The following is an 11972-nucleotide window of genomic DNA, read 5'->3' as shown; positions in this document are numbered from 1 at the left end:
CGCGCCAGCGGCTCAACACTGAAGACGTGATCCTTCGACGCCCCGCATACGCCCTGGCCGGTTCGGCCGTCCTGCTGACATCACTGGCGCTCGCCGGCTGCGGTGGAGACGGTGGAGACGGTGGTGACGATGCGCCCCCCGCGGTGTGCTCCTCGGTCGACTCGCTCAAGACGTCGGTCGCGAATCTCAAGGATCTGGACATCGACCAGGGTGCTCTGACGACGCTGCAGGACGACGTCGACCAGATCCAGTCGGACCTGAGCCAGGTCAAGAAGGACGCCCAGGACGAGTTCGGCGACGAGGTGGACGCCGTCGACCAGGCTGTCTCGTCCGTCGGTCAGAGCCTCGACACGGCGGCTGCGACCCCCTCGGTGGCGACGCTGTCGGCCGTCGGTACCGCCATCCAGGAGCTGGGCACGACGCTGACGGCCCTTGAGGATGCCGTCTCGAGCACCTGCTGACCGTCGATGGCGTCCGATGCAGCGACCTGACCACGGCAGACCCGGCGGATCGACGATCACCCACCCCGCGCGCTGGGTGCTCGGACAGGTGGACGGGACGGGCTGGTTCGCCACCCGGATGACGTGGCACCTGGCGGACGGGTCGACCGCGCACTGGGCCTCCCGGTTGGCGCGCCGACGTGGATGGATCGAGATCCGGGATGCGGCCGGGCAGGTGACCCGGATCGTCGCTTCGGAGCCGACGACCGCGCGTCGGCTGGCTCGCGTCAACTGGGTCGCGGGGATCGCGTTCATCCTGGGAGGTTCGCTGTTTGCCCTCGGCGCCGTGCTCGCGAACCAGGACATCGGCAGTGTCCGTGACGAGGATCTGGTCTACCTCGTCGGGGGCGTCTGGTTCAGCGTGGGTGGCTACGCCTCTGTCGTCCAGGCGTCGAATGCCCCGAGCGACATCGACGAGCACGGATCGTTGCGGTCGGTGTCGTGGCGATGGTGGGCGTGGCGGCCTCGGCAGATCGGCTGGGTCAGCGCCGCGGTGCTGTTCGTCGGCACCGTGTTCTTCGGCGTCAGCCTGGTCGCCGCTTACGCCTCGGACCTGACGGCGCGTCAGTCCAACGGTTGGATCTGGCTGCCGGACATGATCGGGTGCGTGTGCTTCCTCGTCTCGGGACACCTGGCCCTCCTCGAGGTCTGCCACGGCCACCCCGGCGTCCGGTTCGACGAACTCGGCTGGTGGGTCGTCGCGGTCAACCAGCTGGGATCGCTGGTGTTCTTCCTCGCCGGACTCGCGGCCTTCACCCGTCCGGCGACCTCCGCGGCGGTCAACCTCAACCTCGTCGACTGGGGCACGTTCGCCGGTGCGGTGTGCTTCGTCCTCGGGGGCGCCCTCCAGCTGGTCGAACGCCCGGGCGTCAGCTCGGCCTAGCCCGCAGCTGCTCCCGAAGGCACCCACCCACATTCACCCCTGGGGGGTGAGCCGCGGTGCGCGCTCGCGGCATGAACTGGAAGGGTCCTCCGTCCCCGGTCGATGAGTAGATGGAGAGTGGACATGTGTCGTTGGCTCGCGTACTCCGGTTCCCCGGTGCTCCTGGAGGACCTTCTCTTCAAGCCTGAGAACTCGCTCGTGGTCCAGAGCAGGCATTCACGTCTGGGTGCGGAGACGATCAACGGTGACGGCTTCGGTGTGGGCTGGTACGGCGCCCAGGAGGTGCCAGGCATCTACAGCAGCACCGAGCCGGCGTGGAACGACCGCAACTTGCGAGAGCTCTCGGCGCACGCATCCGGCGGACGCGTCTTCGCACACATCCGTGCCTCGACCGGCACCGCTGTCCAGCAGACCAACTGTCATCCGTTCCGGCACGGCCGCTGGCTCTGGATGCACAACGGTGCCATTACGGGCTTTCCGTCGGTCAAGCGTGACCTCGCGCTGACGGTCGCCCCGAGCCTGTTCCCAGACATCGAGGGGTCGACGGACTCCGAGCTCTTCTTCTTCCTCGCCCTGACGTTCGGGCTCGCCGACGATCCCCCCGGCGCGGTGGCTCGGGCCGTCGGTCTGATCGAGGAGACGGGTCACCGTCACGGGATCCAGCACCCGATCCAGATGACCGTGGCCACCACCGACGGAGACACCACCTGGGCGTTCCGCTATTCCAGCGAAGGCAGGTCCCGGTCGCTGTTCCACAACGAGGACGTCGAGACCCTCCGGCTCCAGTACCCCGACCACCCAGTGCTCCAGCAGCTGTCCGAGGACGCGCGGCTGGTGGTGTCCGAACCGCTCGGGGACCTGCGGGGAGCCTGGCGGGAGGTGCCGGAGTCCACGTGCCTCACGGTCCACGGTGGTCACGAGACGCTCCACGACTTCGTGCCTGCAGGTGCTGGGGAGCGATGAGCGGCGCCGTACGGGTCAGCTCCGGCGCTGTCCGCCGGAGCGTGACCTCTTCGGCGGGCCGCCGCTACGGGCCGGGCCGGGGCCACCCGACGCCGGACGGCCACCCGGCGCCTGAACACTCGGGGAAGGGGCCTCGTCCGACGCCCCCGACGCCCGGGCCGAGCGGACGGCCTGACCGGCCCCCGTCTTCGACGATGGCCGCACGAACGCGGCAGCCTCACCCACGAGCCGCCTGATGGCGGCTGCCCCGACGGACACGGGCTGGGGCTTCGCGCTGATCTTCGCGAGCCGGATGAGGTCGCGCATCTCGCCGTGCTGCTCGGGGAGGATGATCGTGACGACGTCGCCCCCGAGCCCGGCGCGCGCGGTGCGGCCCGACCGGTGCAGGTACGCCTTGTGCTCCGTGGGAGGGTCCACGTGAACGACGAGGTCGATCTCGTCGACGTGGATCCCGCGCGCAGCGATGTCGGTGGCGACGAGCACCCGCACCGCCCCCGAGGAGAACGCCGCGAGGTTGCGCTCGCGGGCGTTCTGGGCGAGGTTGCCGTGCAGCTCCACCGCGGGGATGCCCTGCGCGGTGAGGTTCTTCGCTAGGTTCTTGGCCTCGTGCTTGGTGCGCGTGAACAGCACCCGGCGTCCAAGACCCGCGGCCAGCTCGGCGATGACGGCGTTCTTCTCGGCGGCGTCGCGCACGGCGAAGATGTGGTGGGTCATGGCGGCCACCGGAGACTCGGCGCTGTCGACGGAGTGGGTCGCCGGCCGGTCGAGATAGCGGTCGACGAGCTGGTCGACACCGTTGTCCAAGGTGGCGCTGAACAGCATGAACTGGCCACGCCGCGGGGTCTTGTCCACGATGCGCCGGACGCTGGGCAAGAACCCGAGCTCGGCCATGTGGTCGGCCTCGTCGAGGACGGTGATCTCGATGGAGTCCAGCGTGAGGACCTTCTGCTTGAGCAGGTCCTCGAGACGGCCGGGACAGGCGATGACGATGTCGACGCCGCCGTTGAGCGCGGAGACCTGACGGTTCTGCGAGACACCGCCGAAGATCACCGTGGTGACCAGGCCGAGAGCCCGGGCGAGCGGCTCCACGGTGGCGTTGATCTGGTTGGCGAGCTCGCGCGTGGGGCACAGCACGAGACCGCGCGGACGGCGGACCGGACGCTTGGTGCTTGATGCGCCGAGCCGCGTCACCAGGGGGAGCGCAAAGGCGAGCGTCTTGCCTGAACCCGTGCGTCCCCGGCCGAGCACATCCTTGCCGGCGAGGGTGTCCGGAAGGGTCGCGACCTGGATGGGGAACGGGCTGGTGATGCCCTGGTCGGTGAGCTCCTGGCGCACGGCGGCGGGCAGGGGGAAGTCGTGGAAGCTCGTCATGGTGCCTCCATTGTGCCCGACGCACCCTGCCTCAGACGGTGAGGGAGACCTCGTCGAAGCCCAGCCGCGACTGGCGCGGGTGCGAGGCGCCCTCGCCGGCCGGCGTGCCCACGTTGAGGACGAGCACCGACTTCCAGCCGTTCTCGACGAAGAACTCGGCGTCGACGCCGGCGGCGTCGAAACCGCCCATCGGCCCGACGTGCAGACCGGCCGCGCGCAGACCGACGATGAAGTACCCGACCTGGATGAGGGCCGACGTGCGAGCCATCTCGGCGCGCTTCTCCTCACCCGCCGCGTCGAAGCGTTCCCGGGCGCCCTCCAGGTGCGGGGCGAGAACCGCGAGGTGCACGTGGAAGTTGGGGTCCGCGGCCGCGACGATGGTCAGTGGAGCGGCCAGGGCCCTGGCCTTGTTGCCCTCGCCCAGGTGCTCGACCAGGCGCGCTCGCGCACCGGCGTCGCGCACGAGGAAGAGGCGCAGCGGCAGGGTGTTCATCGCCGTCGGGCCCCATCGCACGAGGTCGTAGGCGGCCTGGATCTGCGCGTCCGTCACCTCGGTGTCCTCGAAGGAGTTGACCGTGCGCGCCTCGCGGAAGAGCAGGTCAGCGGTGGCAGCGTCGATCTCGAGGAGGTCGTCGAAGGCGGCGTCGAGCGGGGCGGAGGTCTCGGTGGTCATGCTCGAGACAACCTGGGGACAGGCCACCACCCTTCCCGGACCGCGGGTGATGTTCCCCACACGCGCGCCGTCAGAGCAGGCCGCGGTCGGTCGCGACCCGCACCGCCTCCCGGCGCCCCTCGACCCCGAGCTTGCGGTAGATCGCCCGCTGGTGCGTCTTGACGGTGTTGATCGAGACGAAGGCCGCCGAGGCGATGTCCGCGGCGGTCATCGTGGAGCGCAGGTACTGCAGCACCTCGTGCTCGCGCGGGGTGAGCGACCAGTAGGAGCGGACGGCGGGAGCGGCGGGTGCGGACGGCAGGTGGTCGAGCAGCGCGACGGTGAAGGCCGCATGCTCACCTCCCCAGGCCAGGTGCTCCGCGAGCAGCGGAAGGATCTCCTGGCCGCGATCGGTGAACGGACGGCGCACGTCCTCCGGCTCGGCGGCGGCCAGCGCGTCCTCGAGGAGCTGGTGACCACCGTCCCGGTCGCCGCCGGCGACCGCCAGCAGCGCGTCTACGAGCAACCGGCGCACGAGGAGGTGGCTCGCCGGACAGTCGGGTGGGAAGGAGCGCAGCACCTCGCGGGCCCCAGCCGCATCGCCCACCCGGCGCAGGATCTCCGCCACCCACACCACGGACCCGGGGTGACCGGCCGTCTGCGGCCGGGTTCCCAGGCCGGTCACGATCTCGACCGCGGCGTCGATCTCGCCGTGGGCCAGGTGCCGGCGCGCGTCGAGCACGGCCGCGAAGACCGGCCAGTAGGGTGGCAGTCCCGACGGTGCCTCGGACGCCAAGGCTGCGGAGTGCTCCTGGGCGGCGGCCGGGTCTCCGGCGGCCAATGCGATCTCCAGGAGGGCCGCCCGGGCGAGTGCGCACAGGGCGCGGTCCCCGCGCTGAGCGGTGCGCAGGGCCCGGGTGGCCCAGCCCTTCGCGGCGCTGAGGTCGTCGCGGTCGTACTCACCCAGGGCCAGCGTGAGACAGGCGGGGGCCAGGATGGGCGCGCCCTCCCAGCCGAGGTGTCCTGCCGCGTCGAGGACCGCGCGGGCGGCGCTGCGCCCCGGCCCGCAGCCCTCGCGCTCGCGGACCAGGAGGGAGAGCTCGGACTCACCGGCCAGGCGCAGCGCTGTCATCGATCGCGACGTGGCGACCGCGGTCGAGGCCTCGAGGAGAGCGGTCGCCGTGGTGGGCCGCCCGGCCCGCGCCAGCAGCTGGCCCACGATGTGCTCCGCCCCGGCCACGACGACCGCGTCCTGCCTGGGGGACTGGGTCCGCAGGAGGTCTTCCCCGAGGGTCGCCATCGACCCCAGATCAGGGTGGCTCCCGGTCATCACGACCCCGAGCAGCTGCTCGAGGAGAGCGAAGGGGTGGTCCTCGCCGGCGCGCTGGCCGGGCAGCCGGTGGGGGAGGGCGGCCCGGCGCAGCAGCAGGTCGGCCTGGGTCTGGTCACCGCCGAGGTAGTGGCACACGGCCATGAGCAGGAGCAGCTCGGGGCTCTCGTCGAGGGGCGCCGGGATCCGGTGGCACAGCGTCAGCAGGAGGGCGTGGTCCCCGCGGAGCACCAGCTCGATCCATCGTTCCTGCAGGTACGTGGCGGCCAGGGCGGGCCGCCCCCCACGCAGGGCGTGCGTGACGGCCTCGTCGAGGTCGCGCTGGCGCCAGTAGTGCGCGGCGCTGCGGTGCAGAGCGCGCCAGTGCTGGGGGCGTGAGCCGGCCAGCTTGGCCTGGCACTGCGCCGCGAAGAAGTCCTGCCACCGGTAGGACACCGGCGCGGCTTCCTCGGTCGTCTGGCGGTCCAGGAACAGCCCGCGGTCCACGCACTCGGCGAGCAGCCGCGCCCCGCCGGACCCGCCGTTGAGGGCGTCGGCGAGCACAGCATCGACCGTGCGGCAGGTGGTGGCCCGCAGGACGAACTGCGCCAGCTCAGGGTCCAGGCTCGCCAGGATGTCGGAGACGAGCACGTCGGCGATCGGGCTCGTCGGGCTGAGCAGCGGCTTGAGGGTGAGGTCGGCCGGGGTACGGGCCATCGCGACGAGCGCCATTTTTACCGCGACCGGCCAGCCCCCCGTCGCGGTGTGCAGGTCCTGCTGGTCCTGTGCGGTCAGCGGGACCTGGCAGAGGTCGGCGAGGCGGAGCGTGTCAGGTGCCGAGAACCGCAGGTCGCCGTGGCGTAGCTCGGTGAGCTGACCCGCGGCCCGCACACGCTGGAGGGCCAGCGGAGGGTCGAACCGCCCGGACAGCACGAGCCGGAGACTGGGCGGGGCGTACCGCAGCAGCCGGTCGAGCACAGCGCGAGGTTCGGGGCCGCTGATCTCGTCCACGTTGTCCAGGACGAGCACGAGCGGGTGCGTGAGCCCGTCGAGCCGGGCCAGGAGGTCGTCGATCGCGGGGCCGGCGTCCCCGGGACGGCGGGGTGGGGCGGCGTCGGCCAGCTGGACGGAGTCCTCCTGGCCGCTGCGCACCAGGGCCGCCGTGAGGGCGCCGTGGATCCCGAGCCACAGGGTGCAGGCGTCGTTGTCGAGCTCGTCGAGGGTCAGCCACGCCACGGTCCGCGCGGTCGACGTGGCCCACGTCCCGAGCAGGGTCGACTTCCCGTACCCGGTCGGGGCCGAGAGCAGCGTGACCGACGTCGCCTCGACGCCGTCGTCCAGGCGCGCGGCGACGGCCGGCCTGGCGATGTGCACGGCAGGCGGCGGGGAGGGGTGGATCTTGCGGGCCGGGAGCCGGTGCCCGCCCGGATCGGTGGCCGGTGTCATCGTCGCCCCCCGCGAGGAGCGACCTCATCCGGTGTGCATGAGGTGGTGACCGCCTGGGAGCGGGCAGGGTGGGGCAGGAGAATCCACGCACGGTGAACCACGACGCGGTGAAGGAGGGGGCTGGTGTGCTCTACCTGATTCGAGTCGTGGGGCGGGTCGACTCGGTCATGCTCTACGACTTCGTGGACGTCACGGTGAGCCCCGACGGCAGCCACACCGATCTGGTGTGCCGGGTGCCGGACACTGCGGCGCTGAGCGGTGTCGTGGTGCTGCTCCATGATCTGGGCCTCCGGGTGAGCGAGATGCGATCGGTTCCGGACGCCCCAGCCACGTAGGACGTACTCCATATCGTGACTATCTCACCGTTAGTGGGTGATGTCCTGGCGTGCTGAGCGGCGCAGGCTGGTGGGACGAGCGTCCGGGCTGCCCGGGCGTGGCAGACCCTGCTGCGGAGGCGGGGCTCACCTGGGAGGGGATCGTGTGTCTGCTGCACCAGGGTCCGTCTCGCCCCCGTCCGAGCCCGAGCGGCGCCGGCTCCAGGGCTCGGGCGCCGGCGTGGCCGGGTTGGCCTTCGCGGTGCTCTTCACCGCCGGGTTCCTGCTCCTGGACCGTCGTCCCCCCGACGAGACCGACATCGATGCCGTCCTGGCCTTCTACCAGGGGACGAACGGCTGGATGCTCCTCCTCGCCGGGTGCTACCTGGTCCCCTTCGCCGGGGTGTGCTTCCTGTGGTTCGTCGCGGCCACCCGCCACCGCATGGGCCTGCTGGCCCAGCGAGAGGACACCCTGCTCGGGACCGTGCAGCTGGCCTGCGGTGTGCTGTTCGTCGCCATGATCTTCACCGGAGCGGCCGCGTCGGTCACCGGCGTGGCCGGGGTCAGGCTGGGCGGCGTCGACGACGCGACCACGATCGCCCAGCTGCTGACGATGACCACCCTCGGGGAGGCGATCCTCATGATCTTCGCGGTCCGCACCGCCGCGATCTTCATGATCGTCAGCACGACCCGGGCCTGGCGGGCGCACCTGTTCCCCCGGTGGTTCGCAGTCCTGAGCTACCTCGGAGCGCTGGCGCTGCTGGTCACCCTCACCTACGTCCGCGCCGTCGTCCTGGTCATCCCGCTCTGGGTGGCCGCCGCCGCAGCCATCGTCCTGTTCCGCCGCGCTCGCGGTGAGCTGGCAGTGGCCTAGTGGTGGCAGCAGCCAGCCGCCTGCGGTCGTGTGATGACCCCACGCGGGGTAGTTTCGCTTCGAGCGTCGTCGACCACGACGGCACCGAGCGGTGGGAGCCGACAATGAGCGAGCAGTCAAAGGGCGGACTGGGCGACTTCGCCAGCAAGGCGAAGGAGTTCCTCACCGACGACAAGATCGACGCCATCGGGGACAAGATCAAGTCGGCGACGCCCGAGTCGGTCGACGGGCACGTCGAGGCTCTGGTGGAGAAGGCCAAGAAGGCCAACGACTGACAGATTCACCGGACCGGGCGCCGCACGGGCGTGGTTGTGGCCCACGACGTGGGTCAACATCGGTAACATCGAGGGGCACGCTCGCACGAGCATGCCCCTCGAACGTTCTAGGAGAAGACCACCGTGTCCCAGCCGCCGTCGCTGCAGCCCCAGGTAACCATCACCCTCGACGGCGAGCAGACCACGGTGACCACGGGCGCGACCGCGGCGGAGCTGTTCACCGAGCGGCGCGACGTCGTCGTCGTGCGGATCGGCGGTGAGCTCAAGGACCTCAGCTCCGAGCTGGCCGCCGGCGACGTCGTGGAGTCGGTGACCATCGACTCCCCGGACGGCCTCGCCGTGCTGCGCCACTCGGCCGCGCACGTGCTGGCTCAGGCGGTCCAGCAGGTCAACCCGACCGCCAAGCTCGGCATCGGCCCGCCCATCAAGGACGGCTTCTACTACGACTTCGACGTCGCCGAGCCGTTCACCCCCGAGGACCTCAAGGCCCTCGAGAAGGCCATGATGCGCATCGTCAAGGAAGGCCAGACGTTCCGACGTCGCGTGGTCACCGATGCCGATGCGCTCACCGAGCTGGCGGGGGAGCAGTACAAGGTCGAGCTCATCGGCCTCAAGGGCTCGAGCGAGACTGCCGGCGAGGGCGCCGACGTCGAGGTCGGCGCGGGCGAGCTGAGCATCTACGACAACGTCCGGCGCAACGGCGAGGTCGCCTGGTCTGACCTGTGCCGCGGACCGCACCTGCCCAGCACCCGGCTCATCGGGAACGGGTACCAGCTCATGCGCACGGCCGCGGCGTACTGGCGGGGCAGTGAGAAGAACCCCCAGCTGCAGCGCATCTACGGGACCGCCTGGCCCACCAAGGACGAGCTCAAGGAGCACCTCGAGCGCCTCGCCGAGGCCGAGCGCCGCGACCACCGCCGCCTGGGCACCGAGCTCGACCTCTTCTCCTTCCCGGACGAGATCGGCTCCGGCCTGGCGGTGTTCCACCCCAAGGGCGGCATCATCCGCTCGGAGATGGAGCAGTACTCCCGCAAGCGGCACCTCGAGGAGGGCTACTCCTTCGTCAACACCCCGCACATCACCAAGGAGCAGCTCTTCCAGACCTCCGGGCACCTGGACTGGTACTCCGAGGGCATGTACCCCCCGATGCACCTCGACGAGGAGCGCGACAGCGACGGCAACGTGCGCAAGGCCGGGCAGAACTACTACCTCAAGCCGATGAACTGCCCCATGCACAACCTCATCTTCTCCTCCCGCGGGCGGTCCTACCGCGAGCTGCCGCTGCGCCTCTTCGAGTTCGGCACCGTCTACCGCTACGAGAAGTCCGGCGTGGTGCACGGCCTGACCCGTGCCCGCGGCTTCACCCAGGACGACGCGCACATCTACTGCTCGCGCGAGCAGATGAAGAGCGAGCTGACCAACGCCCTGACCTTCGTCCTCGGCCTGCTCAAGGACTACGGGCTCGACGACTTCTACCTCGAGATGTCCACCCGCGACCCGGAGAAGTCCGTCGGATCGGACGAGGTGTGGGAGGAGGCGACCCGCACCCTCGAGGAGGTCGCCACCGAGTCCGGTCTCGAGCTCGTCGCCGACCCGGGCGGCGCCGCGTTCTACGGCCCGAAGATCTCCGTCCAGGCCAAGGACGCCATCGGGCGGACCTGGCAGATGTCGACCATCCAGCTCGACTTCAACCTGCCCGAGAAGTTCGACCTCGAGTACGCCGCGGCAGACGGCACGCGTCAGCGTCCGGTGATGATCCACCGTGCCCTCTTCGGCTCGATCGAGCGGTTCTTCGCCGTCCTCACCGAGCACTACGCCGGCGCGTTCCCGGCCTGGCTCGCCCCGGTCCAGGTCCTCGCGGTCCCGGTCGCCGAACCGTTCAACGACTACCTGGCCGAGGTCGTCGCACAGCTGCGCGCGAGCGGGATCCGGGCGGACCTCGACGACGGCACGGACCGGTTCGCCAAGAAGATCCGCACCGCGAGCACCCAGAAGATCCCCTTCGTCCTCATAGCGGGCGGGGAGGACGCTGAGGCTGGAGCGGTGTCCTTCCGGTACCGGGACGGCCGCCAGGACAACGGCGTGCCCGTCGCCGAGGCGATCGAGCGGGTCCTCGCGGCGGTGCGGGACCGGGTGCAGGTGTGAGCGAGTCCGCCGCCGAGCATCCCGGCGTCCCGGACGGGTTCGACCGGCTCTGGACGCCGCACCGGATGGTGTACATCGGCGGTCAGGACAAGCCGGCGGACGCCTCGCCGGAGTCCTGCCCGTTCTGCACCATCCCCGCCCGCGACGACGCCGACGCGCTGATCGTCGCTCGGGGGACGGTGGCCTTCGTGGTCCTCAACCTCTACCCGTACAACGCCGGTCACCTGCTCGTGTGCCCCTACCGGCACGTCGCGGACTACACCGACCTCACACCCGCCGAGGTGGCCGAGGTGGCCGAGCTCACCCGGACGGCGATGCGCGTGATGCGTGAGGTCTCCGCGCCGCACGGGTTCAACCTCGGCATGAACCAGGGTGAGGTGGCCGGGGCCGGGATCGCCGCGCACCTGCACCAGCACGTGGTGCCCCGGTGGGCCGGCGACGCGAACTTCCTGCCCGTCGTCGCCCAGACGAAGGCGCTGCCCCAGCTGCTGTCCCAGACCCGGGACCTGCTCGCCGCCCGGTGGCCCGTCGTGGCGACCGTCCCGACCGACATCCCGACCACCATCCCGACCGACACCGAGGAGTAGCTGCCGTGCTGAGCCGACTCAGAGGTGTCATGACGACCCTCTTCAACCCGTTGGCGCGCATCCTGCTGAGGATGGGCGTGTCCCCGGACGCCGTCACGGTGTTCGGGACCGTCGGCGTGGTCGTCACCGCGCTGTGGGCGTTCCCCACCGGTCATCTCGCGCTCGGCGCGCTCGTCATCGCGCTCTTCGCGCTCTCCGACTCCCTCGACGGGACGATGGCGCGCCTGGCCGGACGGTCCGGTCCGTGGGGCGCCTTCCTCGACTCCACCCTGGACCGGCTCGCCGACGCCGCGATCTTCTGCGGCCTCACCGGGTACTTCCTCCTCCAGACGGACGGGTCGGTCCGCACCGTCGGCGCGATCGTGGCGCTGAGCTGCCTCGTCCTGGGGTCGATGGTCTCCTACGCCCGGGCCCGGGCCGAAGGGCTGGGCATGACCGCGAACGTCGGGATCGCCGAGCGCGGGGAACGGCTGGTGGTCTCCCTCCTCGGCGCGGTGCTGGTCGGGTTCGGGCTGCCCGTCGGTGTGGCGCTCGTCCTGCTCGGCGTGCTCGCCGTCGCGAGCCTGATCACGGTGGGCCAGCGGATGGCCACCGTCCGTACGCAGGCCCGGGCGGTCCGCCCGGCCGCGACGACCCCGAGCGAGGCCTGAGAT

Annotated in this window: 12 protein-coding genes; 9 read left to right on the top strand and 3 right to left on the bottom strand. The window is 70.9% G+C overall.

Annotated elements, in window-relative coordinates:
* Positions 1 to 26 precede the first annotated feature (26 nt).
* From ACWA15_RS10775 to ACWA15_RS10765, 3 genes are all read left to right on the top strand, one after another.
* Positions 27 to 461: a hypothetical protein gene (locus tag ACWA15_RS10775; RefSeq protein ID WP_464055165.1), complete on the top strand. Its 435-nt coding sequence runs from the start codon at positions 27 to 29 to the stop codon at positions 459 to 461.
* 16 nt (positions 462 to 477) lie between these two features.
* The gene (locus ACWA15_RS10770) at positions 478 to 1383 is read left to right on the top strand and encodes a hypothetical protein (RefSeq protein ID WP_464055163.1); all 906 of its coding nucleotides are present in this window, start codon (positions 478 to 480) and stop codon (positions 1381 to 1383) included.
* Between the two features lie 123 nt (positions 1384 to 1506).
* Positions 1507 to 2346, top strand: coding sequence for a class II glutamine amidotransferase (locus ACWA15_RS10765; RefSeq protein ID WP_464055161.1), 840 nt, complete (start codon positions 1507 to 1509; stop codon positions 2344 to 2346).
* 15 nt (positions 2347 to 2361) lie between these two features.
* Here the strand turns inward: ACWA15_RS10765 and ACWA15_RS10760 are convergent, their stop codons facing one another.
* The 3 genes from ACWA15_RS10760 to ACWA15_RS10750 form a co-directional block, all read right to left on the bottom strand.
* Positions 2362 to 3717, bottom strand: coding sequence for a DEAD/DEAH box helicase (locus ACWA15_RS10760; RefSeq protein ID WP_464055159.1), 1356 nt, complete (start codon positions 3715 to 3717; stop codon positions 2362 to 2364).
* A gap of 31 nt (positions 3718 to 3748) precedes the next feature.
* Positions 3749 to 4390, bottom strand: coding sequence for a malonic semialdehyde reductase (locus ACWA15_RS10755; protein ID WP_464055157.1), 642 nt, complete (start codon positions 4388 to 4390; stop codon positions 3749 to 3751).
* A gap of 70 nt (positions 4391 to 4460) precedes the next feature.
* Positions 4461 to 7124 carry a helix-turn-helix transcriptional regulator gene (locus ACWA15_RS10750; protein ID WP_464055155.1) on the bottom strand — a complete coding sequence of 888 codons (2664 nt, stop codon included), beginning with the start codon at positions 7122 to 7124 and terminating at the stop codon, positions 4461 to 4463.
* Between the two features lie 125 nt (positions 7125 to 7249).
* Here ACWA15_RS10750 and ACWA15_RS10745 point away from each other — a divergent pair, with 125 nt between their 5' ends.
* The 6 genes from ACWA15_RS10745 to pgsA all read left to right on the top strand — a co-directional run bounded on the left by ACWA15_RS10745 (position 7250) and on the right by pgsA (position 11969).
* The gene (locus ACWA15_RS10745; RefSeq protein WP_464055152.1) at positions 7250 to 7459 is read left to right on the top strand and encodes a hypothetical protein; all 210 of its coding nucleotides are present in this window, start codon (positions 7250 to 7252) and stop codon (positions 7457 to 7459) included.
* A gap of 145 nt (positions 7460 to 7604) precedes the next feature.
* On the top strand, positions 7605 to 8312 hold the full coding sequence (locus ACWA15_RS10740) for a hypothetical protein (RefSeq protein WP_464055151.1): 708 nt from the start codon (positions 7605 to 7607) through the stop codon (positions 8310 to 8312).
* Between the two features lie 104 nt (positions 8313 to 8416).
* Complete coding sequence (locus tag ACWA15_RS10735; protein ID WP_464055149.1) at positions 8417 to 8587, top strand: hypothetical protein; 171 nt, start codon at positions 8417 to 8419, stop codon at positions 8585 to 8587.
* A gap of 123 nt (positions 8588 to 8710) precedes the next feature.
* Complete coding sequence (gene thrS / locus ACWA15_RS10730) at positions 8711 to 10732, top strand: threonine--tRNA ligase (protein ID WP_464055147.1); 2022 nt, start codon at positions 8711 to 8713, stop codon at positions 10730 to 10732.
* The gene (locus ACWA15_RS10725; RefSeq protein WP_464055145.1) at positions 10729 to 11319 is read left to right on the top strand and encodes an HIT family protein; all 591 of its coding nucleotides are present in this window, start codon (positions 10729 to 10731) and stop codon (positions 11317 to 11319) included. Before thrS ends, ACWA15_RS10725 begins: the two co-directional genes overlap by 4 nt.
* A 5-nt stretch (positions 11320 to 11324) precedes the next feature.
* Positions 11325 to 11969 carry a phosphatidylinositol phosphate synthase gene (gene pgsA, locus ACWA15_RS10720; RefSeq protein WP_464055143.1) on the top strand — a complete coding sequence of 215 codons (645 nt, stop codon included), beginning with the start codon at positions 11325 to 11327 and terminating at the stop codon, positions 11967 to 11969.
* The last annotated feature ends 3 nt before the right edge of the window (positions 11970 to 11972 follow it).

The sequence above is a fragment of the Sanguibacter sp. TS_SC_8 genome (assembly GCF_055361235.1).
The sequence above is the reverse complement of the archived record's forward strand: the minus strand, read 5'-3'. Positions and strand labels throughout refer to the sequence as shown.